The organism is Novispirillum itersonii subsp. itersonii ATCC 12639, from assembly GCF_000381985.1.
GTDB classification, from domain to species: Bacteria; Pseudomonadota; Alphaproteobacteria; order Rhodospirillales; family Rhodospirillaceae; genus Novispirillum; species Novispirillum itersonii.
In genome coordinates this window covers 1-24,928 of record NZ_KB907351.1, presented here as the reverse complement: position 1 = coordinate 24,928, position 24,928 = coordinate 1, and the positions used below count along the sequence as shown (strand labels likewise).

Sequence of the window (24,928 nt, the reverse complement as noted above, 5' to 3'; positions counted from 1 at the left end):
GTCTTATTCGAACTCGCCTTTCTTGGCGGCGCGCTTGCGCTCGTTCGGGTCAAGGTAACGCTTGCGCAGACGGATCGACTTCGGGGTCACTTCCACCAGCTCGTCATCCTGAATATAAGACAGGGCTTCTTCCAGCGACATCTTCTTCGGCGGCGGCAGCTTAATGGCTTCGTCCTTGCCGGAGGCGCGGATGTTGGTCAGCTGCTTGCCCTTCAGGACGTTGACTTCCAGATCGTTGGAACGGGTATGTTCGCCGACGATCATGCCCTCATACACCCGGTCGTTATGGACCACGAACTGCGGGCCACGGTCGATCAGGTTGAACAGGGCATAAGCAACGGCATCGCCCTGGGCATTGGAAATCAGAACCCCGGTCCGGCGCCCTTCAATCGCACCCTTGTAGGGGGCGTAGCTGTGGAACAGGCGGTTCATCAGGCCGGTGCCACGGGTGTCGGTCAGGAATTCAGAGTGATATCCGATCAGGCCACGCGACGGGGCGAGGAAGGTGATGCGGGTCTTGCCGCCACCCGACGGACGCATGTCGGTCATTTCAGCCTTACGCAGGCTCATCTTCTCGACCACGGTACCGGAGAATTCTTCATCGACGTCGACGACGACTTCTTCGATCGGCTCCATGCGGACGCCGTTTTCTTCCCGGAACAGCACGCGCGGGCGGGAGATCGACAGCTCGAACCCTTCACGGCGCATGGTTTCGATCAGAACACCGAGCTGCAGTTCACCACGGCCAGCCACTTCGAAGCTGTCCTTGTCGGCGCTTTCGGTGATGCGGATGGCGACGTTGCCTTCAGCTTCGCGTTCCAGACGGCCTTTGATGACGCGGCTGGTCAGCTTGTCACCTTCGGTCCCGGCCAGCGGGCTGTCGTTGACGGTGAAGGTCATTGCCAGAGTCGGCGGATCGATCGGCTGGGCTTCCAGCGCCTCGGTCACGTCGGGGGCGCAGATGGTATCCGACACGTTCGCCTTGGTCAGACCGGCGATGGAGATGATGTCCCCGGCTTCGGCTTCGTCCAGCGGCACGCGCTGCAGGCCACGGAAGGCAAGGATCTTCGAGGCACGGCCCTGTTCAATCAGGCTGCCGTCACGGCCAAGCGCCTTGATCGCCATGTTGACCTTGGCGCGCCCGGTGGCGATGCGGCCGGTCAGGATACGGCCCAGATACGGGTCGGCTTCCAGGGTGGTGGCCAGCATGGAGAACGGCGCTTCCAGATCCCGCTTCGGCGGCGGCACATGGCGCAGCACCAGATTAAACAGCGGGGTCAGATCCTTACGCTCGTCGGTATCCAGATTCTCCACCGCCCAGCCTTCACGGCCGACAGCGAACAGGGTCGGGAAGTCGAGCTGCTCATCGCTGGCATCAAGGCTGGCGAACAGGTCGAAGATCTCGTCATGGACTTCGTGCGGACGGGCGTCCTGACGGTCAACCTTGTTGATCAGCACGATCGGGCGCAGGCCGAGCTTCAGGGCCTTGCCCAGCACGAACTTGGTCTGCGGCAGCGGGCCTTCAGCGGAGTCGCACAGCAGAACCACGCCATCGACCATCGACAGGATGCGTTCCACTTCGCCACCGAAGTCAGCGTGGCCCGGGGTGTCGACGATGTTGATGCGGTGCCCGTTCCAGTCAACGGAGGTGCACTTTGCCAGAATGGTGATGCCGCGCTCACGCTCCAGATCGTTGGAGTCCATGGCGCGCTCGGCCACTTTCTGGTTTTCGCGGAAGGTTCCGCTCTGCTTCAGCATGGCGTCAACGAGGGTGGTCTTCCCGTGGTCGACGTGGGCAATGATCGCGATATTGCGAAGATCCATGAAGGGTTCCAATTGGTTAGGGACGGGCTGCTGTGCAGCCCCTGGGACGCGGGCGGGCCGATCCGGCCCGGAGGAGGGGTATCCTGAGCGGCTGAAACGACCCGGATAAAAGGGGTCCGGAGGGATCAGCCAAGATGCCGTTTAACGAGGTCCGCCAGCGACACCTGCGGACGGGGACCGACGTGACTGATGCACTCAGCGGCGCACAGGCCGCCCAGACGGGCGCAGTCGGTCAGCGATCGCCCGGTGGTCAGGCCGTAAAGGAAACCGGCGGCATACAGATCGCCGGCTCCGGTGGTATCAACCACCGCATCCGGGACATGGGCGACAACTTCGACTGTCTGGTCTGCCGTCACCACCACCGAACCGGCGGCCCCGCGGGTCAACGCCGCAAGTCCTACCTGACCGCGCACCTTTTCTACTGCTTCGTCGAAAGATGCAACCCCATAAAGATGACAAATCTCCTGTTCGTTGGCGAACAGGATGTCGACGGTGGTGCTCAGCAGCTCCAGAAACTCAGTCCGGTGGCGGTCCACGCAGAAGGCATCGGACAGGGACAGGGCAACCTTGCGCCCGGCGGCCCGTGCGGCCTTCGCCGCTTTCAGGATAGCGGCCTTGGCATCCGGCTGATCCCACAGATAGCCTTCGACATAGGTGACGGCGGCGTCAGCAATCACTGTATCGTCAATATCTTCCGGAGTCATGCGGGTGCAGGCACCGAGATAGGTGTTCATGGTCCGCTCGGCATCCGGGGTAATCAGCACCATGCAGCGGGCGGTCGCCGGGCCATCGGCCAGGGCCGGGGTATCGAAATGAACGCCAATGGCCCGGATGTCGTGGGTGAACACCCGGCCGAGCAGATCTCCGTTGACCTTGCCGACATAGGCCACGGCCCCGCCGAGCGAGGCGATACCGGCCGCCGTATTGGCGGCTGACCCGCCGGATGCCTCAATGGCCGGTCCCATCGCTTCATAAAGCGAATCGGCGGTGGCTTCGTCGATCAGCGCCATGCCTCCCTTGGCCATGCCATGGGCGGTCAGGAAGGTATCATCAGCATGGGCGAGGATATCGACAATGGCATTCCCGATGGCGGCAACGGCAAAGCGGGGCGTGGTCATGGCGGCAGGGTCCTGTTCAAGTCTCTCTGAACCGCCTTTTTTAAGGTCTGCCTGCGGCATGACGGTTCCGTCTGGTTTATCCGGATCCACGCCGAAGACCGGGGGTGTCGGCGGGTATTTCTTCTGCCGAGCATCTTGCGGACCGGGGCCGGGGACTGCCAAATGATGGCGACCCACCCGGAGTATCTGTTCAGCGGCGGCGGAGTATACAGGCGGGCAGGGCCGGAACAAGACCTGAAGCAGCGGAAAAATCGCCTTTCAGATTTCTTTTCGGGTATTTTTCGGCGTTCGCAATAAGGCCGGGGGTGCCGCTCTCCTGATCCGGCTGACAGCAGGAGTGTGATGACGTGATTTCGGTGTTCTGGAAATCCCTGACGGACCTTGAAGATCCGACAATCCGCCGGATGCTGGCGATTTCCGTTGCGGCGGCTGTTGTCATTTTTGCCCTGTTGCTGGGGGGCGTGGTCTGGGCGCTGTCCTCTGCTGTCTTGACGTCGGTGCCGTGGATGGACGCGGTGATTGACGTTTTGGGCGGCCTGACCGCTGTCATGCTGGCGTGGCTGCTGTTCCCCGGAACAGTCTCGGCATTTCTCGGGCTGTTTCTCGATACCGTCGCCACGGCGGTGGAGCGGCGCGATTATCCGGGTCTGCCCCCCGCCCGGCCGACGCCGGTGCTGACAGCGGTTCTCGATGGTCTGCGTCTGCTCGGCCTGACCATTGGCCTGAATCTTCTGGTTCTGCCGCTGTATCTGGTTCCGGTCGTCAATCTGGGGGTTTTCGCGGCGCTGAACGGTTATCTGCTGAGCCGGGAATATTTTGAACTGGCGGCCCTGCGGCGGATGCCGAAGGCCGAGGCGGTTGCCTTGCGCCGGGAACACCGGCTGCGGCTGTGGGGAACCGGCATGGCCCTTGCCGGGCTGCTGGTGATCCCGGGGATCAATCTGCTGGCTCCGATCATCGGGGTTGCGGTGATGGTGCATATGGTGCAGCGTCTGCGTCCTGCGGCTTAATGCCGTGCCGTTTGTCCGCTGTCTAACCGGAGAGATGTTATGTCCATCGCCCTGATGCCGTCTGTTCTGCCGGTGCGGCCCGAGTCGTTCCGCCCGCTGATCCGTCGGGCGGCGGTGCTGGCCCTGTGCCTGCTGCCGGTGGCCTGCGGGGGGCCGCAGACTGTCCAGACACCGGATCCGCAGAACGCTTACATCATGCCGGGTGTGCCGCGCCGGGCCCCGATCAAGGTGGTGCCGAAAGAGGCGGAGCTGAAGAGCCGTCCGCCTGCGGCGATCAGTGCTCTGCTGGGGGAGCCGACCTATATCCGCCGCGAGCAGCCCGCCGAGGTCTGGCAGTTTGTGACCGGCCGCTGTGTTCTGGATGTGACGTTCTACCCGGATAAGGCCGCGCCGGAGAGCCGTCTGTCCAGCTGGATTGAAAGCCGGGATATGGGCGGACGGCGGATGGCCGTGCCTGATTGTCTGGAGAGTTTTGCCGGGCCGTCAGTTTAAGAGCCTGAGAAATCTGATTTTTCATGGGGGGCAGCTGGATTGACGGCTGCCCCTCTTGACTTCAGGCAACAGGCAGACTACCTCTTTGGCACTCGACTGTGGGGAGTGCTAGCCGACTTTAGGCTCCCCGTCGGAGTCACACTTTCAAACTGGGCAACGCTCAATTGGAGGACCCATTATGAAGTTTCGTCCGCTGCACGATCGCGTGCTGGTGAAGCGCGTTGAATCTGAAGAAAAGACCGCCGGCGGGATCATCATCCCGGACACCGCCAAGGAAAAGCCGATGCAGGGCACTGTGGTGGCTGTTGGCGCCGGTGCTCGCGGCGAAGATGGCAAGCTGATTGCTCTGGACGTCAAGGCCGGTGACACCGTGCTGTTCGGCAAGTGGTCCGGCACCGAAGTGAAGATCGATGGCGCGGATCTCCTGATCATGAAGGAATCCGACATCATGGGGATCCTGGAAGCCTAAGGTTTCCGGTCGCCTGATCGCCTCTCTACACAGCGTTTTATTCAGAGGAATACTCACATGGCTGCCAAGGACGTTAAGTTTTCCACCGACGCCCGCGACCGTCTGCTGCGCGGTGTCGACCTGCTCGCCAACGCCGTTAAGGTGACCCTGGGCCCGAAGGGCCGCAACGTCGTGATCGACAAGTCCTTCGGTGCCCCGCGCATCACGAAGGACGGTGTCTCCGTCGCCAAGGAAATCGAACTGAAGGACAAGTTCGAGAACATGGGCGCCCAGATGGTCAAGGAAGTCGCTTCCAAGACCGCCGATCTGGCCGGTGATGGCACCACCACCGCCACCGTGCTGGCTCAGGCCATTGTCCGCGAAGGCGTCAAGGCCGTCGCCGCCGGGATGAACCCGATGGACCTGAAGCGCGGCATCGACATGGCGGTTGCCGCCGTCGTCGAAGACGTGAAGTCCCGCACCAACAAGATCAAGACCTCTGCCGAAGTGGCTCAGGTCGGCACCATTTCCGCCAACGGCGAAAAAGAAATCGGTGACATGATCGCTCAGGCGATGGAACGCGTCGGCAACGAAGGCGTGATCACCGTCGAAGAAGCCAAGGGCCTGACCACCGAACTCGACGTCGTCGAAGGCATGCAGTTCGACCGTGGCTACCTGTCCCCGTACTTCGTGACCAACGCCGACAAGATGATCGCGGATCTCGAATCCCCGTTCATCCTGCTGAACGAAAAGAAGCTGTCCTCCCTGCAGCCGCTGCTGCCGGTGCTGGAAGCTGTCGTGCAGTCCGGCAAGCCGCTGCTGATCATCGCTGAAGACGTCGAAGGCGAAGCCCTGGCCACCCTGGTGGTCAACAAGCTGCGCGGCGGTCTGAAGGTTGCTGCCGTGAAGGCCCCGGGCTTCGGCGACCGTCGTAAGGCGATGCTGGAAGACATGGCCATCCTGACCGGTGGTACCGTGATCTCCGAAGATCTGGGCATTAAGCTGGAAAGCGTCACCATCGACATGCTTGGCACTGCCAAGAAGGTGACCATCTCCAAGGAAGAAACCACTGTCGTTGACGGTGCCGGTTCCAAGGCTGATATCGAAGCCCGCTGCAACCAGATCCGCGCCCAGATCGAAGAAACCTCTTCGGACTACGACCGTGAAAAGCTGCAGGAACGTCTGGCCAAGCTGGCTGGCGGCGTTGCGGTGATCAAGGTCGGTGGCGCTTCGGAAGTCGAAGTGAAGGAACGCAAGGACCGCGTTGATGACGCCCTGCACGCCACCCGCGCTGCGGTGGAAGAAGGCATCGTCGCCGGTGGTGGCGTCGCTCTGCTGTACTCCGTGCGTGCCCTGACCAACCTGAAGGGTGCCAACAACGATCAGGACGTCGGTATCGAAATCGTCCGTCGTGCCCTGCAGGCTCCGGTCCGTCAGATCGCCGAAAACGCTGGTACCGATGGTGCTGTCGTTGCCGGTAAGCTGCTGGAACAGACCGACGTCAACTTCGGCTTCAACGCCCAGTCCGGCCAGTATGTCGACATGATCGCCTCCGGCATCATCGACCCGACCAAGGTTGTGCGCACTGCCCTGCAGGATGCCGCCTCGGTCGCCGGTCTGCTGATCACCACCGAAGCCATGATCTCCGAACTGCCGGAGAAGAAGGATGCTCCGATGCCGGGCGGCATGGGCGGTATGGGTGGTATGGGCGACATGGGCTTCTAATCGGCTCCGGACCCCGGCTTTGGCCGGGGTCCACCCCGAGAGAAACCGTGACGCAGTCTGCGTTACAGAAAGGGTCATCCCGAATGGGATGGCCCTTTTTCTGTGGAAGACCGTGAAAGCCGTGCACTTTCACGGTTTACGGCTGGGGATTTTGACCGTCCTCGGTCAGCTGGCGATAAAATTCCGAGGGAGTCAGGCTGAAATGGCGACGGAACATCGCCGAGAACGCGCTCTGACTTGAATACCCGCAGTTCAGGGCGACCTCGATGCCCTTCTTTCCTTCAGCAATGTCCTTCAGGGCAGACAGCAGTCTGGCCTGCTCCCGCCATTGGGCAAAGGTCATGCCGGTTTGCTGTGAAAACAGCCGGTGCAGGGTTCTTTCCCCCATTCCCACCCGGGCAGACCAGTCCCTGGCGCTTGACCGGTCAGAGGGTGTTTCGATCAGGGCCTGACAGAGTTTCCTCAGCACCGGATGTCCCGGCGTTGGCAGGTGGAGGGCAAGGCTGCTGGAAATCCGCAGCTCATCAAGGATCAGGCCGACAATGTGTTCTGCCCGGGGCAGAAGGGGCCCGCTGCGGGGTAACCGCACCGCTTCCATCAGCAGGGCGCGGAGCAGGGGAGACACATTAATGACGCAGGTTTGCGTCGGCAGGTTTCGGGCGGCGTCGGTATCAATATAGGCGGTCCGCATATCGACATCGCCCGACATCCGCACTGTATGACGTAGCCCCGGCAGCATCCACAGAGCCCGGTTGGACGGGACGACCCAGGTTCCGGCCTCGGACTGGATGACCATGACGCCGGTGATCGCATACAGGAGCTGTCCCCGGGCGTGGGAATGCCAGCCGGTCGACGTGCCGGAAGGCCATGCGCTTTCAATGGCCACTAACGGAGAGGGTTGACCGTCAAAGGTTTCATAGTACGGGGTGGGGTCCTGTCTCATGGCAGAAACTCTATAATATTTGGCGTAAGTACGCGAGACGGCCATAGGTGGGTTTCTTATACTCTGCGCTGGTTAGAGTGTTTCCAGAGGACGGAGACCGGCCTTGCGTCCGGGATGCGGCCCCTGTTTCCGAAAGTGATTCCATGACAGCGAAAACAGCAGTCCTTGAGACAACAGATGTCCTCTCCGCCCCTGCGGCAGCCGAGCCGGTTCGCGGCACATTCTATGTCCGTATCGTCGGCGCGGCGGCGCTGGCCCATCTGCTGAATGATCTGATTCAGGCAATGCTGCCGTCGATTTTCCCGCTGCTAAAGACTCAGTTTTCGCTCAGTTTCAGTGAAATCGGCATGATTGCGCTGACCTATCAGGTCACGGCCTCGCTGTTGCAGCCTTGGATCGGCCTGTATACCGACCGGCATCCGATGCCGTATCTGTTGCCGTCCGGGATGGGGATGACCCTGCTGGGGATTCTGCTGCTCGCCACCGCTGACAGCTATGCCATGCTGTTGGTTGCCTCGGCTGTGGTCGGCGTGGGATCGGCAACCTTCCATCCGGAAGCCTCCAGAGTCGCCCGCATGGCCTCCGGCGGGCGGTTCGGGACCGCACAGTCGACCTTTCAGGTCGGGGGAAATACCGGGTCTGCCATTGGCCCGCTGCTGACGGCGGTGATTGTCATCCCCTATGGTCAGTCCGCAGTGGCGTGGTTTGCCGTTGCAGCGGTGTTTGCCATCTGGGTGCTGTTCCGGCTGACCGGCTGGACCCTGACCCATGGGCAGGCCCAGTTAAAAAGTCTGTCCCGGGGCAAGGGGGAAGGTCTGAGACGGGGCCGGATTGTGCAGGCGATTGTGGTGATCTGCCTTCTGATCTTTGCCAAGTTTGTCTATATCGCGTCGCTGACCAACTACTTCACTTTTTACCTGATCCAGCGGTTCGGCCTCAGCACGCAGGAAAGCCAGATGATCCTGTTTGCCTTTTTGGCTGCGGTTGCGGTCGGCACTTTTGCCGGTGGTCCGGTGGGGGACCGGATCGGCCGTCGGGCCGTGATCTGGATTTCGTTCCTCGGGGTTGCCCCCTTCGCGCTGGCGTTGCCCTATGCCAACCTGTTCTGGACTGTGGTGTTGGCCAGTACGGTCGGCCTGATTATGTCGTCTGCTTTTGCGGCGCTGGTGGTTTATGCGCAGGAGGCGGTGCCGGGCCGGGTCGGGCTTGTGTCCGGCCTGATGTTTGGTCTGATGTTCGGGATCGGTGGAATCGGAGCGGCCGGTCTGGGGCAGCTTGCAGACACGTATGGCATTGTCTGGGTTTACACCCTGACGTCATTCCTGCCCCTGCTGGGATTGGTGACAGTGTTTCTGCCCAAAACCGGACAGTAGGCAGATCAGGCCGGAACGGTCAGGCCGAACAGGTCATTGACCCCCGGACCGGAAATAAAGCGGATGCCCGCCTGCCGGGCGGCATCCGCCAGTTCCGCCGTGCCAAGTCCATGACAGTAGGCCTTCAGGCGGTGTTGTTCACTGCGGCTGACCAGATCTGTGAAGTATCCGCCCACAGCTTTCATCGGCCACGGCTTGCCCTTCAGGTCAAGCGCGATCCCGCTGTAATTGCACGAGGCGTAGAGGCGCAGGTTCTGTGTCTTAGGCGCGATCCGGGCAGAATACGTCAGACAGAACGGATACAGGATCAGAGCGATTTCATCGAGATGGCTCATTACCTGCTCGCCGGTGATGTTCACGACCTCGAAAATCAGGGATGGTGCCAGATGCCGGGCATGAGTCCGACAGAAGGTGGTGAACAGGCTGGCGGTATGGCGGTCATGCAGTATGGCTGCATTCAGCGGTACAATACATTTCAGGTCGGGGGACAGCTTCAGGAAAGCGGGGATTATTTCAATCGCGGCTTCCAGCGTCAGGATCATGGTGCGGGTGATAGTATTGCCGACCCCACTGGCGTCATAGGTGCCGACGGCCAGCAGCTCTTCATCTTCCAGTGGGCGGATGGTGCGGTCAACCCCGGTTGGCCGCAGATAGAGGGTGTTGACCAGATCGTTGCGGGTGTCAAAGACCGGCACCGGTTTCAGATCAAACCCTTTACGGGCGGCAGCGTCGTACAGGTCGCCCATCTGCTGGGCCAGATTTCCAAACTCGGTCACCTGCGGAATTCCGGTCAAGAAGACATATCACAGGCTGTTCATACTCCGAGTTGCCGGTGCGTCCAAGCCCCGATCGGTCAGACCCGGTAGATCAGGGCTGGACATTCCCGGCCAGAGAGGGAATGGTTAAAGCATACCAACTGGTAGGTATGGAGCGCGTGATGAGTCAGCCTGTCTCTCCTCAGTCCGGGGCTCTTGTTCTGTGGCTGACCGCCGTCCCCCGTGCCCTGCCGGGGTTTGCGGCAACATTTGTCGGCATCGGGATGGGGCGGTTTTCCCTGACGCCTCTGGCACCGTTGCTGGTGGCGGAGCACTGGCTGACCGCACAGGCGGCGGCACAGGCCGCCGCCCTGATGCTGGCGGGCTATGCCGTCGGGGCCTTGTCTGCGGCACCGCTGGCCCGCCTGTTCGGCACCGACCGCTGCCTGTGGCTGGCGCTGCTGGTGACGGTCGCGGCGCTTGTCGGGGCTGCGGTTTTTCCTGATGAGACAGGGCAAGCCGCCTTCCGGGCGGTTACCGGTACGACCGGCGGCATTCTGATGGTTCTTGGGCCCAGTGCGATTCTCCGGGCGACAGCTGCGGCGGCGCGCCCGGCGGTCAGTGCGGTGATCTATGCCGGGATCGGTCTGGGAATTGCTCTGTCCGGAATTGTGATCCCGACCGTGGCAGATGCGGTTTCAGCCAGCTGGCTGATTGCCGGGGCAGCCCTGCTGGGGGCATTACCGGGTTTTCGCCGGGCCCCGCCGCAGCCGGTGCTATCACAGATCGCCACCGGGCAAGGCGGGCGGTGGGCTGGCCTGAAGATGCCATTGCCGGTGCTGCTGTTGACCCTTGCGTATGGACTGGATGCGATCGGTTACATTCCCCATACGGTCTACTGGAGCAGCTATATCGCCCGCGAACTGGGGCTCGGGGTTGGCAGCGGCGGCAGCCAATGGGTGCTGTTTGGGGCCGGGGCGGTGCTGGGGGCCCCGGTAGCCGGGGTGGTTGCCGCCAGAATCGGCTTCCGGCGTGCCGTGCCGCTGGCTCTGCTGCTGAAGGCGACAGTGGTCGGCCTGCCGTTGATCAGTGATGCGGCAGGGGTGCTGGCGGTCTCCAGCATCCTCGTCGGTCTTCTGGTCCCCGGGGTGGTGGCGCTGATGTCGGGGCGATTGGCCGGTGTCACGGAGCCTCACCGCCTGACCGGACAGTGGGCGCTGATGACCGGCATTTTTGCTCTCTTTCAGGCTGTCGGGGGCGTCCTGCACGCGCAGCTGTTCACCCTGACCGGCAGTTACCGTCCGATGTTTCTGGTTGCCGCGCTAGCGCTGGTGGTGGCCTCTGCGGTGGCGGCTCTTCCGGCGGGGCGTCGTCCGGAAACAGTCTGACAGGGATGCGCCGCTAGGATTTTCTGATATCGTCTTTCTCTCTCATCCCGGAGTTTGAACCGTGATTCTGTATGCAAGCCCTCTGTCCCCGTTTGCCCGCAAAGTGTCGATCGCTGCTGCCGAGCTGGGTGTTCCCCTGAAGGCTGTGGATGCGATGCCGCTGGATAACCCGCCGGAGCTGCTGGCCGCCAATCCGCTGGGCAAGGTCCCGGCGCTGTTGATGGAAGATGGGACCACCCTGTTTGACAGTGCGGTGATCGTGCAGGCCGTGAATGAGATGGGCGGCGGTGGCCTGCTGCCCGCCAGTGGCCCCGGCCGCTGGGCAGCCCTGCGTGATGAGGCCTTGGCAGACGGGATCTGTGAAGCGGGCGTGGCGCTGAATGGTGAGAAGCGTCGCCCGGCGGAACAGCAGTCCCCGCTGTGGATGGACCGTTACCGCAATGCGATCCTGCGGGCGCTGGATGTGGCGGAAGGGGCGGTTCCGGCCGTGGCCAGTCCATTGCCGCTGCCAGCGATTGCCTTGATCTGTGCCCTTGATTATATCGACTTCCGTCATCCGGAGCTGAATTGGCGGGCTGCCCGCCCGGCGCTGACCGCCTGGTGGGAAAGCCTGAAAGATCACCCGGTGGTTAAGGCGACGAAACCGGCCTGATCCACAGGCCCCAGGGGTATGGCTGTCCTGCCGGGTAAAACCGGCGGGACAGCGGTAAGGACAGAAAAGGACGATCGGTGGGCGATGACCGCAGCCGGAAAGAGGATTCGTCCCGCCGCCGTTTGTTGACGGCGGCGAAAGATCTGCTGTGGCGTCAAGGCTATGAAAAAACCAGTCCACAGGATGTCCTGACCCTCAGCGGGGTGGGGAAAGGCAGCCTTTACCACCACTTTCCCGGCAAGCGGGATCTGGCACGGGCAGCGCTTGATGAGGTCAGGGATGAACTGACGGCGGTGGCGATGTCCTTGCTGGCCGGGGGTGATCCGCCGTTGGAACGTCTGCGGCGCTGGCTTCTGTTGACCCGCGATGGCCTGAAGGGCTGCCGGATCGGCCGGCTTGCCAGTGAGAGCGCGGTTTTTGAGGCGGCTCTGCATGACCCGGTGGCAGCCTATTTCCGTTCTTTGGAGGATCTGGTGACCGCTGCAGTGACGGAGGCTGTCACCCGGGGTGAGCTGCCGCAGACGCTGTCACCGGAGCAGACCGCGCGGGCCCTGATTGCGGTGATTCAGGGGGGCTACGTCCTCAGCCGCGCGCATCAGGAGCCATCGCTGTGCGGCAGCGCCTGTGCCGGGGCGATGGCGATGCTCGACGCGTTGTCAGCAATCCCCAGAGCGGGCGATTAAGTTTCAATTGAAACCTTTATTGGTCTGACCAATAAGAGATGTACAAAAGCAGTGGCTTCACTACACTCGACGGGCAGATCCATCGGGGGGAGGCCCGCTGGACTGTCAACGAGGTCAGGCCTTAAGACCCGCTTGTCAGGCCCGTTTCTTCAGGGAGGATGTTCTGTGTCGAATCTGCTGTGGCAACCGTCGCCGGAGCGCGTCAGCGCGGCCAATATCACCGCCTTCATGCAGACCATCAATGCCGCCCATGGCACGGCGCTGTCAGATTATGAAAGTCTCCGCCAATGGTCGGTCGACCATATTCCGGCATTCTGGGATGCGGTGTGGGAATTCTGCGGTCTGGTCGGTGACCGTGGCCCGGTGGTGGTTGATGATGTCACCCGGATGCCGGGGGCCAAATGGTATCCGCAGGGGGCGGTCAACTACGCTGAGAATTTGCTCAAGACCCGCGATCCTGAGGTCGAGGCCTTTGTGTTCTGGGGGGAAACCCAGGTCAAGCGGCGGCTGACGTTTGGCGAAACCACCCGGACGGTGGCGCAGATCCAGCAGGCCCTGAAAGCTATGGGGATCGGCAAGGGGGACCGGGTTGCCGCCTATATGCCCAACATGCCGGAAACCATGCTGTACATGATGGCGGCCACCGGTCTGGGGGCCATCTGGTCTTCGGCCTCGCCGGATTTCGGTGTACAGGGGGTTCTTGACCGGTTCGGGCAGATTGAACCGAAACTTCTGCTGACCGTGGACGGGTATTTTTACAACGGAAAGTCCCACGATATTCGCGATAAGGTGCGGGATATCGCTGCGGCGATCCCCAGCCTGCAGGCGGTCGTGGTGGCCCCCTACGTGCAGGAGGAGGCGGACCTGTCGGCGATTGCCAAGGCCTGCTCCCATGCTGATTTCATTGCCGCCTCAACGGCAGAGACGCCGGAATTTCTGCGGCTACCGTTCGATCATCCTCTGTTCATCATGTTTTCGTCCGGGACCACCGGGGTGCCGAAGTGCATTGTCCACAGCCATGGCGGTACCCTGCTGCAGCAGGTGAAGGAGCATGTGCTGCACTGTGATGAAAAGCCGGGAGACCGGGTGTTTTATTTCACCACCTGCGGCTGGATGATGTGGAACTGGCTGGCGGCATCACTGGCCGCAGGCACCACCCTGATGCTGTATGACGGATCACCGTTTTACCCGTCCGGCGATATCCTGTTTGATTACTGTCAGGCGGAGCGCTTCACCCTGCTCGGGACCTCGGCCAAATGGATTGATGCGGTCAAAAAGGCCGGTATGGTGCCGAAGGACAGCCACGATCTGTCCAGTGTCCGGGTCATCACCTCCACCGGGTCACCGCTGGTGCCGGAAAGCTTCGATTACATATACGAAGCGGTGAAGCAGGATGTGCAGCTGGCGTCCATTTCCGGCGGAACCGATATTCTGTCCTGCTTCATGCTGGGGAACCCGGTTTCCCCGGTGTACCGTGGCGAGATTCAGTGCCGTGGTCTGGGGATGGCGGTCGAAGTCTTTAATGATGAGGGCAAGCCGGTTGCCGGGGAAAAGGGCGAACTGGTCTGCACCAAGGCGTTCCCCTCGGTTCCGGTAGGGTTTTGGAATGACCCGCAGGATGTGAAATTCCGGGCGGCCTACTTCGATCAGTGTCCGGGGGTGTGGACGCACGGCGACTGGATCGAGCTGACCCCCACCGGCGGGATCATCGTTTATGGCCGTTCGGACGCGACGCTCAACCCCGGTGGGGTGCGGATCGGCACTGCCGAAATTTACCGGCAGGTGGAAAAGCTGGATGAGGTGGTCGAGTCTCTGGTGATCGGTCAGGACTGGGATAATGACGTCCGGGTGGTGCTGTTCGTGCGGCTGCGTGACGGCCTGATCCTTGATGCGGCCCTGACTGACAGGATCAGGAAGGTGATCAAAGACAACTGCACCCCGCGCCATGTGCCGGCCAAGGTGGTGCAGGTGAGCGATATTCCCCGCACCAAGTCCGGTAAGATTGTTGAGCTGGCAGTCCGCGAAGTGGTGCACGGGCGTCCGGTAAAAAATAAGGAAGCGCTCGCCAATCCTGAGGCGCTGGAGCTGTTCGCTGACCGGCCCGAGCTGCAGTCCTGATCTAGGCCGCAGTATCCGGGCAACCGTGAGTAAACAGCAGGGTGGTCCCGTATAGGGCCACCCTGTTTATCTTTTCAGATCCGGAATAAAAAAGGGGAAGAGGACAGAAGCCCCTTCCCCTTAAGCCGGGGCAGGCCCGACGCTTTATGTCGCTCAGCCCGACACGAAGCGGGACCACTCCTGCCCCAGATTTTCAGACCGGTTCTGCAATCTGCTGGAAATAGACAGCAGGGAGTCTGCCTCGGTTGCCGTTTCTTCTGCGGATGTGGAAACCTGTCGCAGATCTTCGGCTGCCGCATTGGCGCGCCCGGCGGTCTGGTGGATTTTGTTGGCGATGTCGCCGGTGGCGGCGGTCTGCTCCTCCACCGCTGCGCTGAGGGCGGCAACGATACCATTGACCGTTGAGATCGAGTCGGTCACCCGTCCGATGGACGTGACCACCGACTGGCTGACACTGCGCAGGGATTCAATCCGGGACCGGATTGTTTCTGTTGCCCGGGCGGTTTCTCCGGCCAGCGTTTTGACCTCTGTTGCGACAACGGCAAATCCCTTACCGGCATCTCCGGCCCGGGCCGCCTCAATGGTGGCATTCAGGGACAGCAGATTGGTCTGATTGGCGATATCGGTGATCAACCCGACCACACCGCCGATTTCTTCAGCAACGCGGGCCAGACCGTCAACAGCCTCAATGCTGTTGCTGGCCAGATGCACTCCGGACAGGGTCTGATGGTTGGCCTCCTGCAGGCGCTGCGAAATTCCTGCGATTGAGCGGGACAGTTCTTCCGACGTCTGGGCCAGATCACCGATCAGCGAGGAGATTTCCTCCACCGCCTGATCGGCGGTGCGGACGCCGTCACCGGACTTCCGGGCAATGTCCTGCAACTGTTGCGCTGCCGATTTTACGGCCCCGGCGTCACCGATCACGCCTTCCATGTTTTCCATAAACAGATTGGCCATCTGCTTCTGGCGGGTCACCACGTCCCACGACAGCATCGTCCGGACATAACGCCCGGCGCTGTTATAGACCGGCGAAATCTCCAGATGCATATGTTCCTGACCGATCATGATGTCGCTGCTGAACGGCAGACGCGATGGGTCAGTGATGATCCGGCGGATATGATCGGCGTTGTCACGGTGGAAGAGGGTCAGGGATTGCCCTTCCAGATGATCAACCCGGCAGGGCAGGGCGGTTTCCACCAGCGCCATGGTTTTCCGGCAGGATGCATTCAGGTAGGTGATCTTAAAGGTCTCGGGGTCGCAGGTCATCAGGCTGATCGGCATACTTTCGACCATCCCCTGCAGGGTGAAGGCCCGACCGACGGCATCCCGCAGTGAAGCGGCGGCGCGCATGATATCCCCCACTTCATCCCGGCGGTCTGAGAGGGGGATGGCAACATCCTCATCGCCCCGGGACAGTCGCTCAAAGCAGTTACGGAGGTCTGCCAGCGGGGTGGATAGCTGACGGGAGGCGTAGCGCAGGACCACCAGTGTGGTGAGGGCGAACATCAGTGCTGTCAGACCGACGCTGCCAGCCATGGTCAGGACGGACTGCCGTTGCCGGAGGGAGAGTTCTTCCAGAAAGGCCACATGCGTTTCGGCGAAGGCAGCCTCAATGCCTGCCAGAGCTGCCAGGGCCGTGTCATGGTGGGTTGCAAGTTGCGGTTTGCGCAGCTTGATCCGCGTCGGATCCTTATTCATCGCCATCATCATGGCGACATCGGGCAACTGCGACATCTGCTCGGTGGTGGTCAGCAGCGCTTTCACGCTGTCCTGCAATTTCTGATTCAGGGTGGTCAGCTGTTCGTCGATGCCGGACTGGCGGGTATGGCCCGCCGCAGTGTGGAGAGACGCGTTGATGGTGTTCAGGTCGCTGTCTGCAAGGGCAGCCGTCCGGCGCAGATCAAGCTGGTCTTCATACACCAGGGCACCGCTTTCGCCACTCTCGCGGAACTTGCGGCCGATCACCCCGGCATTGTCGACTAAGGCTGTCAGCCGGACTACCAGAGTATCCATCAGATAGTAGCTTGCCAGCTCGGGGTCGAGGATCAGGCCCGAGGTATCTCCGGCGATCCGCAAGGCGGTGTCGATGGTTTCCATCGCGGCATCGCCTTTTGCCATATCCGGCGCGGCGGCATAGGCTGACCATGCCTGCAGCATGGCGGTATGGGTGTCATCCATCGACAGGTCGCTGGCCAGCGCTGTCGCATTGGTCATGGCCGTGGTTGCCGCAGAGATGCTGTCTTTCAGATCCTGTGACGGATCGACGAAATAACGGTTCAGCACAGCGTCGGCGAAAAAAACGGCTTTAATGTATTCGGCACCGATGGCTTCGCGATTTGCATTGCGAATTGCGACGCCTTCATTGTGCAGGATCATCGCAAGGGCAAAGAGAGCCGGAATAACAAAAGCCAGAGCCATCAGCTGCAATTGCCGCCGCAGGCGTAGGTTGGTCAGGAAGTCCATGGTCGGTCATCCTCTCTTCTGAGACGGTGACCCTCTGCGGGGCCTTACCGTGGGCACATATTGCAACGCAACCACCGTGCCACGTCAGACCAGCCTGGCATAGTTCAAAACGCCCGGTTGTATTTCTGAAAAAAGGAGAGTCCGGAAATAAAGAGAGTCTGGTTACCCCTGTTGCAGAGACTGGATCTGCCGGTTGGCCAGAACCAGCTTTTCCGCCATCGTGACTGCCAGCAGGCGGTGAAACAGCAGAGCCAGATGACAGTCTGCCTGCTCCAGATGCAGCAGGTGTTGCCGGGATAGGCAGTAAACGGTTGTCGGCGTTTCGACAATAACATCGGCTGTCCGCCGCCCGCCGAGGTATTGGGCAATTTCGCCGACAATCGCCCCGGCTGTCATCGTTCGCAGCCGAATCGGTCGCCCGTCCGCCAGAGTGACCTGCACTTTGACCTGTCCACTGGCGAGTAGATACAGTTCGTCTGCGGTTTCTCCGGTCCGGATCAGGACATCTCCGGGGGCCAGCGAGCGCCGGGTCATCGCGGAGACCATGTCCGGTAAGCGGGGATGTGAGCCGATCAGGTCCTGAAGATGGCCTGCCACAGGAAGCGTATCGTGGCGAAGGTCGCCATAGCGCGCAAGCAGGGCGTTCTCGCAGGCTTCCAGCGCGTGATCGAGATCCGTCGCACTGTCTGCCCTGATACCGCTTCGGTGAAGCGCATTCTGAATCTCCGGAGCAAGGTGACTGAAGATCACGTCTGTCCCGCTGCTGCTGGCGAGGCCGCAGATTCGGGCGAAGCCTGATGCTGCCGCAGAGTCTATTCCGCTGGCGTGACGGAAATCGAGCACCAGAAAAACCGGGCGCATTGATCCATCCGTCGGGATCAGCCGGGTCCGGATTTGTGAAACCACCTGTTCGACGGTGCCAAAGAACAGATATCCCTGAAGGCGCAGGATCAGAATCTGTCCCCCCTGTTCATTCAGGGTATGGGTTGCCGCCGGCGCACGGTCGACAGTGCTGCGCAGGGTTCTGCCATCCGCGATCAGCCGGATGACCGGCTGGCGGGAGTATGTATAGACAAAGAGAACAACCGAAATCGCCAGCCCGAGCCCCAGTCCGGTCAGGAAGCCCGTGGTGGCGGTGGTAATCAGGATGGCGACAATAATCATCCAGTCCCGTCTGGGCAGCGTCCGCCGTGCGGCGACCAGCCATTCCAGCAGCAGCTCTAGCCCCAGAAACAGCATTAGTCCGCCGGACAGGAAAGAAGGCATCGCTGCTGCCAGTGAGGAGGCCCAGGTCACTCCTGCCAGAATGACAATGGCGGTTGCAACCCCGGCACTGCGCCCGGTGGCCCCCATCCGCTCTGCCAGCAGGGTCACACCCAGGCCGATATAGCCTGCTGCGCCGCCAACCCCTCCGGCGAGAAGGTTGGCCAGACCACTGGTCCGTAATTCCGCATTCGTATCAATTTCGCGTCCCTGCGCCAGTTCTAATCCACTCAGGTTCAGCAGCAGGCCCAGCATGTTCAGCAGGGCGGCGGAAATCATCGCCGGTATGACGGTGCCAACCATCAACCAGTCCGCCTTGCTTAGGACGGTCAGCGGATTGGGCATGCTGATGCTGTCATCACCGGGGACTGTCGGCAGCCACGCCCAGCTGCGGGCCTGCTCTGTAGAGATACCGGTGGCAGCAAGGATGGCATAAAACAGCAGGCCACTTCCCAGCATGATTCCTGAGGCGACCATTGGATGGCTGGAGCGGCGTAAAGCCACCAGCATGGTGATCGCGAACAGGATTGCGGGCATCAGTTTGGCCTGAACCAGCAGGTCCGGCAGGTGGTACAGGCTGGCCAGCAGGCTATGTTGCCCGGTGATCATCATCAGGCCCCCCTCGACCAGAAGCCAGCCTGATCCGGCCAGAAAACCGGCGATCACCGGATAGGGCAGAAACCGGACCAGTGTCCCCAGCCGGAGACTGCCGAAGACCCAGAACAGCAGGCCCGTCACTGCCGTTGACGTCCCCAGGACAGCCAGAATGGTATACAGCCTGATGTCAGGGGGCAGGGCTGTCAGGGCTGGCATCAGTCCCGCAATTGCCGAAGCCAGAATGGCGATGCTGGTTTCCTGCACCAGTGGAATTCCATTGGGGCAGGTGCTGCGCCAGGCCAGTACCAGCGCCAGAATGGCGGCGCTGACGAGAATGACACCGACACCGGTCCCGAGCCCGGAGGCAAGGGACGCGGGAAAGAGCAGGGTTGCAAAGGCAATGCCGCTGCCGAGGGTATCAACGCCTGCAAACAGGCCAGCCATGGCCGGGGCAAGGTAACGTCTCATATCCCGGTCCTGTCTCCGTCTGTGCCGTTCTGCCGTACCGTTCTGGCGGGCGGTGGTAGCCGTTCGCTGAGCGGAGAGAAGGGAGGAGACACGGTATACGTACAATTTTATCAATCAACCGGGCCCGACCAAACTGTCGCCCCCGGTTGATGATTGGCAATCACGCCGCCCGGGGGATTGGCTGGGGCATGGTTTCTGCCAGCGGGATCCGGGCCCGGGATGCGATATAGCGCCACATGATACGGGACGCGACGGTGCCGAGAAGCCCCTGTGGGTTCAATCCGCAGGCTTTCAGAACCATATGGGTGGCGCGGGTGACATGGGTGGGCTGATACAGACGATAAGCCCGGGTGCCGTAGGCGGCGGTCGCGCTGGACCGGTTGTAGACAGCATCTGCCGGAGCATTGGCGGCAAACCAGGCGTACGCCAGTTCGTCATCTTCGCTTTCACGGATGCGGCTGACAGCCACCAGAAGACGTTTCCAGGCCGGAATGTTTTCCCGCTTCAGATAAGCCTGCATCGTCGCATAAAAAAGTTTGAAGTGTCGGAACTCATCCCCGGCAATCCGGTGACAGATATCACGCAGCACCGGTTCTGTTGTTGCATCACGCAGGGCGGAATAAAAAGAGCTGGTGCCCGTCTCCACAATACACCGGGCGATCAGTTCCCCGGTCAGCGATCCCCGGACGCTGCCATCACCATCGAGCGGAATTTTGTAGCCGTCGGTAAAGCGGCGACACGCGGCCTGATAGTTGAAACCGGAATCCGCCAGTTCCGCCCAGGTCCCGAGCGCATCGCCGTGCTGCTCTTCCTCAATCTGCCAGCGGTCGGTTTCCGCCTGAAACTGCGGATCATCCTGAAAGATCGCCCGTAGATAGCGGGTATAGTCGGCAGCGTTGCGCTCCACCATGGCAGCAGCTTTGACGACGGCCAGAATATCAGGATCAACCCGGGTCGCATCGAAACGGTCCCAGGCAATATCCTCAAGCGTCCATCCCATTCCGGTGCCCCCTTCGTGTCTGGCGCAAATGTCAGGCCATATGTAAAAGCATGCTTTAAAAAGGCAAGGGATTGATGTGTTTACCGGCAAGACGAAAGCGAAAAATTAGTCTTAGGCTGCCGACAGCATTGCGCCGGGCGCGGGCCTCGGGGATAATCGACACCACGATTGTGAGGACCCGCGTATCAGATGAGTGACATCGTGGATGGCCTTGCCCCTGACGAACAGGCTGCCTTCAATGAATGGCAGCAGAAGGTGGCGGGTGCCAATATCAGCCAAAACACCCTGCTGGCGACCGACTATCTGAATCATTTCAATGAGATCGTGATGCTCCTTGAACTGGTTGCCGATATGCCTGATATGCTGGAGGAGTGTAAAGCCTGGGCGCCGAAGTCCTATCAGGATCACTTCCGCGACAGCTCTTTCCGTGACCGTGATCTGGCTGTCGAAGCCTATAACCATGTGCCGCAGCGGTTCCGCCGTCCCTTCGAAGATACCGTCGAGCAGATGAACAGTCTGGTTTTTCAGGCGCTGGAGCGGCTGGAGGAGGCTGTGTCTCTTGGCGATCCGGAACTGGTCAAAATACGGGGACAAGCCGCGTCACGGGGAATTCAGCGGCTGATTGATGTGGCAAGCTCCGTCATTCATGGATCCGACCGGGCCATGGACCAGTCGCAGATTGACGAAATTTTCCGCCTGTAACTGGCTGTCCGGGGCTGGTTTCCATCCGTGCGTCCTACGGTCGCATGCGATCCGGATGCGCCGTCATTTCTTTCTCCCTCTTCATTTCGGATTGCAGACATGACCACTCCCCTGCCTCAGTCTCATTATCAAATCGTTCTGGTTGGCTGCGGTAAAATGGGGCAGGCCATGCTGCATGGCTGGCTGGCGCAAGGGGTCGCATCGCAGGATGTGCTGGTGGTTGACCCGTTTGCCTCCGGGCTCCCCGTTGGGGTAAAGGTGCTGGCCACCGCAGCGGACATTCCGGCCGGAACTTCGGCCGAGGTGGTGGTGGTGGCGGTAAAGCCGCAGGTGTTGGCTGATGCGATTGCCCCGTACCGGCAGTTTGCGGCATCCGGCGCGGTGTTCTTCTCGGTGGCGGCGGGCAAGACGATTGCCGGGTTCCATGCCCTGCTGGGGGCAGATGCCAAGATTGTCCGCGCCATGCCGAACACACCGGCTGCCGTTGGCCGGGGGATGACCGTTCTGTGTGCCGGGGCCGGGGTCAGCGCCGCAGAAAAGGCCCGGTGCCAGACCTTGGCGGAGGCGGTCGGGGTTGCCGCCTGGCTGGAGGATGAGAACCTGATGGACGCCGTCACCGCCATTTCCGGCTCGGGGCCTGCCTATATTTTCCATCTGACGGAAGCGATGGAGCAGGCAGCCAGGGCGCTGGGCCTGCCGGCGGATCTGTCCGCCCTGCTGGCCCGGCAGACGGTTGCCGGTGCCGGAGAACTGCTGGCGCAGGCCAGCGACAGCCCGGAGCAGCTGCGTAAAAACGTCACCAGCCCCGGCGGAACCACGGCTGCGGCGCTGGAGGTTCTGATGAACCCGGACAGCGGCCTGCCGCCGCTGATGGCCCGCGCCACGGCTGCCGCTGAACGGCGGGGTCGGGAGCTGGGGGCCTGACGGCTGCAACAGGACGGAGGGCGGAGATGTATTCCAAGACCACACATCAGATCCGGGTGACGGTGCAGCCGCAGTATCTGGATCAGCAGTCGCGGCCCGATGAGAATCATTACGTCTGGGCCTATAGTATCGAGATCAGCAATGAAGGGGCGGGTGACGTCCAGCTGCTGAACCGTCACTGGATTATCACAGATGGCCGCGGTCAGGTGCAGGAAGTGAAGGGCCCCGGTGTGGTCGGGGAGCAGCCGGTGCTTCACCCCGGCGACAGCTTCACCTACACCTCCGGGTGCCCTTTGGCGACCCCTTCGGGGATCATGGCCGGGCGCTACGAGATGGAAACGCCGGATGGCGAGCGCTTCTGGGTCGATGTCCCGGCCTTTTCGCTCGACAGCCCCTATCAAGGGATTGTCCTGAACTGAAAGGGAAGGCCTGTCGCGGGGGTGATCCGGGAATGTTGTACTGGTAATCTGCCCCGGATCGCCCTAAATACCTTAGAGATTTACTCGGTCACCACCCGTCGTGTGGCACCTGTTCTGTGTCACGGGGAAGGATGACCGGCCCGTTGTTTAAGGAGAAGCCCGTGGATACCCCTGCGCCGATCAGCCCTCTTTCCGATGAGACCCGCCCGAGCCGGACGGAAGCCGAAGCAGCGGTCCGGACCCTGCTGCGCTGGGCCGGTGACGATCCGTCCCGCGAAGGACTGATTGATACTCCGGCGCGGGTAGTGCGGGCGTTTGAAGAGTGGTTCGTCGGGTATGGCAATGACCCGGAAGCGATGCTGCGGCGGACGTTTGAGGAAGTCGAAGGCTATGATGAGATGGTGGTCCTGAAGGACATCCATTTCGAAAGCTACTGCGAGCATCACATGGCCCCGATCATCGGTAAGGCCCATGTCGCGTATCTGCCTCAGCGTCGGGTCGTCGGGATTTCCAAGCTGGCCCGCGTGGTTGATCTCTACGCCAAACGTCTGCAAATTCAGGAGAAAATGACGTCTCAGATCGCCAATGCGATTCAGGATGTGCTTGAACCCAAAGGGGTGGCGGTGGTGATTGAGGCTGTGCACCAGTGCATGACCACCCGGGGCGTGCATAAGACCGGTGTCAGTATGGTGACGAGCCGGATGCTCGGCGCATTCCGTGATGATCCGATCACCCGCCGTGAATTTCTGTCGATCATCGGGAATCCCCGTTAACAGATTTTGCCTGTCTGATTGTCTCAGAGCTTCCCTGTCGTTTTCAGGGGAGACCAGATAGAAAAACACCCCACCGGTTGGCCCGGAGGGGTGTTTTTTTGTCCTGCTCTGCAGGTTCTGTCCCTGATCCGGAATCAGCGGGTCGGGACCGGCTTCTCGCCGGAGTAATCGTAGAAACCGCGACCGGTCTTCCGGCCCAGCCATCCGGCTTCGACGTACTTCACCAGCAGCGGGCAGGGGCGATATTTGGTATCGGCCAGACCGTCGTGCAGGACGTGCATGATGGCAAGGCAGGTATCCAGACCGATGAAATCCGCCAGTTCCAGCGGCCCCATCGGATGGTTGGCCCCCAGACGCATTGCGGTATCGATCGAATCCACCGAGCCGACGCCTTCATACAGCGTGTAGATCGCTTCGTTGATCATCGGCAGCAGGATGCGGTTGACGATGAAGGCCGGGAAATCTTCGGCAGACGTCGGGGTCTTCCCCAGACGTTCCGTCATTTCACGGATTTCGCGGAACGTATCTTCGTCAGTGGCAATGCCGCGGATCAGCTCCACCAGCTGCATCACCGGCACCGGGTTCATGAAGTGCATCCCCATGAACCGCCCGGGGCGGTCGGTAGAAGCACCCAGACGGGTAATGGAGATGGAGGAGGTATTGGAACAGAGGATTGCTTCCGGCTTCAGCGACGGGCAGATCTTGGCAAAAATCTGCTTCTTTACCGCTTCATCTTCGGTGGCGGCTTCGATCACCACGTCAGCATCCGGGAAATTCAGGTCGGTGGTCGTGCTGATACGGGCAAGGGTGGCAGCGATGTCCGCTTCCGGGATCATGCCCTTTTTGGCCTGACGTTCCAGATTCTTACGGATCAGTCCCACGGCTTTATCAAGCTGGGCCTGGCTGATATCGGACAGACGCACGTTATACCCGGCCAGCGCAGCGACATGTGCGATGCCATTGCCCATCTGGCCAGCGCCGACAACGCCGATATTCTGGATCATTGGGTTTTCCCCCGTCAGAGACTGTCAGCCGGTGATCAAATGTGGCCGCACCGGTTGACATCGGTAAAAGGTCAACGGCGCCGGAGGGAAGCTCCGGCGCCGCGGTCCTGCTTCTTACAGGGCCTTTTCGAGATCAGGCAGCGCCTGGAAGAGGTCGGCGACCAGGCCGTAATCGGCGACCTGGAAGATCGGGGCCTCTTCGTCCTTGTTGATGGCGACGATGACCTTGGAGTCCTTCATCCCCGCCAGATGCTGGATCGCCCCGGAGATCCCGACGGCGACGTACAGTTCCGGTGCCACGATCTTGCCGGTCTGGCCGACCTGATAGTCGTTCGGCACAAATCCGGCATCAACCGCCGCACGCGACGCACCGACCGCCGCGCCGAGCTTGTCGGCAACCGCTTCGATCAGGGTGAAGTTCTCGCCCGAGCCCATGCCGCGACCGCCGGAGACAATCACCCGCGCCGCCGTCAGTTCCGGCCGTTCAGACTTCGACAGTTCTTCTCCAAGGAAGCTGCTCTGCCCGGCATCCGCCGCACCCGCAACAGCCTCAACCGCCGCAGACCCGCCTTCAGCGGCAACGGCGTCAAAGCCGGTGGTGCGCACGGTGATCACCTTCAGGGCGTCAACCGTCTGCACGGTGGCCAGCGCGTTCCCGGCGTAGATCGGCCGCACGAAGGTGTCAGCAGACACCACGCCGCAGATATCCGACAGCATCGCCACATCCTTCAGCGCGGCAACGCGCGGCAGGAAGTTCTTGCCCGAGGTCGTCGCCGGGGCCAGAAC

Annotated in this window: 22 protein-coding genes; 13 read left to right on the top strand and 9 right to left on the bottom strand. The window is 61.3% G+C overall.

Going from position 1 to position 24,928, the window contains the following annotated elements:
* Positions 1-3: 3 nt before the first annotated feature.
* The gene (gene typA, locus G365_RS0117085; RefSeq protein WP_019646759.1) at positions 4-1,824 is read right to left on the bottom strand and encodes a translational GTPase TypA; all 1,821 of its coding nucleotides are present in this window, start codon (positions 1,822-1,824) and stop codon (positions 4-6) included.
* Positions 1,825-1,949: 125 nt separating this feature from the next.
* Positions 1,950-2,942 (bottom strand): adenosine kinase, encoded by a 993-nt coding sequence (locus G365_RS0117080; protein WP_019646758.1) that lies wholly within the window; start codon positions 2,940-2,942, stop codon positions 1,950-1,952.
* A 347-nt stretch (positions 2,943-3,289) separates the two neighbouring features.
* On the opposite strand from G365_RS0117080, the gene G365_RS0117075 reads away from it, so the two are divergent.
* The 4 genes from G365_RS0117075 to groL all read left to right on the top strand — a co-directional run bounded on the left by G365_RS0117075 (position 3,290) and on the right by groL (position 6,617).
* A complete protein-coding gene (locus G365_RS0117075; RefSeq protein WP_019646757.1) occupies positions 3,290-3,952 on the top strand; it encodes an EI24 domain-containing protein in 663 nt (220 codons plus the stop codon).
* A gap of 39 nt (positions 3,953-3,991) precedes the next feature.
* Entirely contained in the window at positions 3,992-4,444 is a 453-nt protein-coding gene (locus tag G365_RS0117070) for a hypothetical protein (protein ID WP_019646756.1), read from the top strand.
* A gap of 178 nt (positions 4,445-4,622) precedes the next feature.
* Complete coding sequence (gene groES, locus G365_RS0117065; protein ID WP_019646755.1) at positions 4,623-4,913, top strand: co-chaperone GroES; 291 nt, start codon at positions 4,623-4,625, stop codon at positions 4,911-4,913.
* A 57-nt stretch (positions 4,914-4,970) separates the two neighbouring features.
* On the top strand, positions 4,971-6,617 hold the full coding sequence (gene groL / locus G365_RS0117060) for a chaperonin GroEL (protein WP_019646754.1): 1,647 nt from the start codon (positions 4,971-4,973) through the stop codon (positions 6,615-6,617).
* Between the two features lie 136 nt (positions 6,618-6,753).
* On the opposite strand, the gene G365_RS0117055 is transcribed toward groL, so the two are convergent.
* The gene (locus G365_RS0117055; RefSeq protein ID WP_019646753.1) at positions 6,754-7,560 is read right to left on the bottom strand and encodes an AraC family transcriptional regulator; all 807 of its coding nucleotides are present in this window, start codon (positions 7,558-7,560) and stop codon (positions 6,754-6,756) included.
* Between the two features lie 143 nt (positions 7,561-7,703).
* Between G365_RS0117055 and G365_RS0117050 the strand changes: the two genes are divergently transcribed.
* Positions 7,704-8,933 carry an MFS transporter gene (locus G365_RS0117050; protein WP_019646752.1) on the top strand — a complete coding sequence of 410 codons (1,230 nt, stop codon included), beginning with the start codon at positions 7,704-7,706 and terminating at the stop codon, positions 8,931-8,933.
* 5 nt (positions 8,934-8,938) lie between these two features.
* On the opposite strand, the gene G365_RS0117045 is transcribed toward G365_RS0117050, so the two are convergent.
* Positions 8,939-9,709, bottom strand: coding sequence for a hypothetical protein (locus tag G365_RS0117045; RefSeq protein ID WP_019646751.1), 771 nt, complete (start codon positions 9,707-9,709; stop codon positions 8,939-8,941).
* 161 nt (positions 9,710-9,870) lie between these two features.
* On the opposite strand from G365_RS0117045, the gene G365_RS0117040 reads away from it, so the two are divergent.
* From G365_RS0117040 to G365_RS0117025, 4 genes are all read left to right on the top strand, one after another.
* Positions 9,871-11,076 (top strand): YbfB/YjiJ family MFS transporter, encoded by a 1,206-nt coding sequence (locus tag G365_RS0117040; RefSeq protein WP_019646750.1) that lies wholly within the window; start codon positions 9,871-9,873, stop codon positions 11,074-11,076.
* Between the two features lie 61 nt (positions 11,077-11,137).
* Complete coding sequence (locus tag G365_RS0117035) at positions 11,138-11,728, top strand: glutathione S-transferase N-terminal domain-containing protein (RefSeq protein ID WP_019646749.1); 591 nt, start codon at positions 11,138-11,140, stop codon at positions 11,726-11,728.
* 77 nt (positions 11,729-11,805) lie between these two features.
* A complete protein-coding gene (locus tag G365_RS22145; RefSeq protein WP_019646748.1) occupies positions 11,806-12,411 on the top strand; it encodes a TetR/AcrR family transcriptional regulator in 606 nt (201 codons plus the stop codon).
* A gap of 165 nt (positions 12,412-12,576) precedes the next feature.
* Entirely contained in the window at positions 12,577-14,529 is a 1,953-nt protein-coding gene (locus G365_RS0117025; RefSeq protein WP_019646747.1) for an acetoacetate--CoA ligase, read from the top strand.
* A 153-nt stretch (positions 14,530-14,682) separates the two neighbouring features.
* Here the strand turns inward: G365_RS0117025 and G365_RS0117020 are convergent, their stop codons facing one another.
* The 3 genes from G365_RS0117020 to G365_RS0117010 form a co-directional block, all read right to left on the bottom strand.
* The gene (locus G365_RS0117020; RefSeq protein WP_019646746.1) at positions 14,683-16,992 is read right to left on the bottom strand and encodes a methyl-accepting chemotaxis protein; all 2,310 of its coding nucleotides are present in this window, start codon (positions 16,990-16,992) and stop codon (positions 14,683-14,685) included.
* 162 nt (positions 16,993-17,154) lie between these two features.
* The gene (locus G365_RS0117015) at positions 17,155-19,320 is read right to left on the bottom strand and encodes a SulP family inorganic anion transporter (RefSeq protein ID WP_019646745.1); all 2,166 of its coding nucleotides are present in this window, start codon (positions 19,318-19,320) and stop codon (positions 17,155-17,157) included.
* 160 nt (positions 19,321-19,480) lie between these two features.
* Entirely contained in the window at positions 19,481-20,320 is an 840-nt protein-coding gene (locus G365_RS0117010; protein ID WP_019646744.1) for a ferritin-like domain-containing protein, read from the bottom strand.
* Between the two features lie 189 nt (positions 20,321-20,509).
* Here G365_RS0117010 and G365_RS0117005 point away from each other — a divergent pair, with 189 nt between their 5' ends.
* The 4 genes from G365_RS0117005 to folE all read left to right on the top strand — a co-directional run bounded on the left by G365_RS0117005 (position 20,510) and on the right by folE (position 23,138).
* A complete protein-coding gene (locus G365_RS0117005; RefSeq protein WP_019646743.1) occupies positions 20,510-21,022 on the top strand; it encodes a hypothetical protein in 513 nt (170 codons plus the stop codon).
* A gap of 99 nt (positions 21,023-21,121) precedes the next feature.
* Positions 21,122-21,946 carry a pyrroline-5-carboxylate reductase gene (gene proC, locus G365_RS0117000; protein ID WP_019646742.1) on the top strand — a complete coding sequence of 275 codons (825 nt, stop codon included), beginning with the start codon at positions 21,122-21,124 and terminating at the stop codon, positions 21,944-21,946.
* 26 nt (positions 21,947-21,972) lie between these two features.
* Positions 21,973-22,365 (top strand): Co2+/Mg2+ efflux protein ApaG, encoded by a 393-nt coding sequence (apaG, locus tag G365_RS0116995; protein WP_019646741.1) that lies wholly within the window; start codon positions 21,973-21,975, stop codon positions 22,363-22,365.
* A 161-nt stretch (positions 22,366-22,526) separates the two neighbouring features.
* Positions 22,527-23,138, top strand: a complete 612-nt coding sequence (gene folE / locus G365_RS0116990) for a GTP cyclohydrolase I FolE (protein ID WP_019646740.1) — start codon at positions 22,527-22,529, stop codon at positions 23,136-23,138.
* A gap of 134 nt (positions 23,139-23,272) precedes the next feature.
* Here folE and G365_RS0116985 read toward each other — a convergent pair whose 3' ends face one another.
* Positions 23,273-24,142, bottom strand: coding sequence for a 3-hydroxybutyryl-CoA dehydrogenase (locus G365_RS0116985; RefSeq protein ID WP_019646739.1), 870 nt, complete (start codon positions 24,140-24,142; stop codon positions 23,273-23,275).
* Between the two features lie 114 nt (positions 24,143-24,256).
* Positions 24,257-24,928: electron transfer flavoprotein subunit alpha/FixB family protein (locus tag G365_RS0116980; protein WP_019646738.1), on the bottom strand; the 672-nt coding region annotated here is incomplete at its 5' end.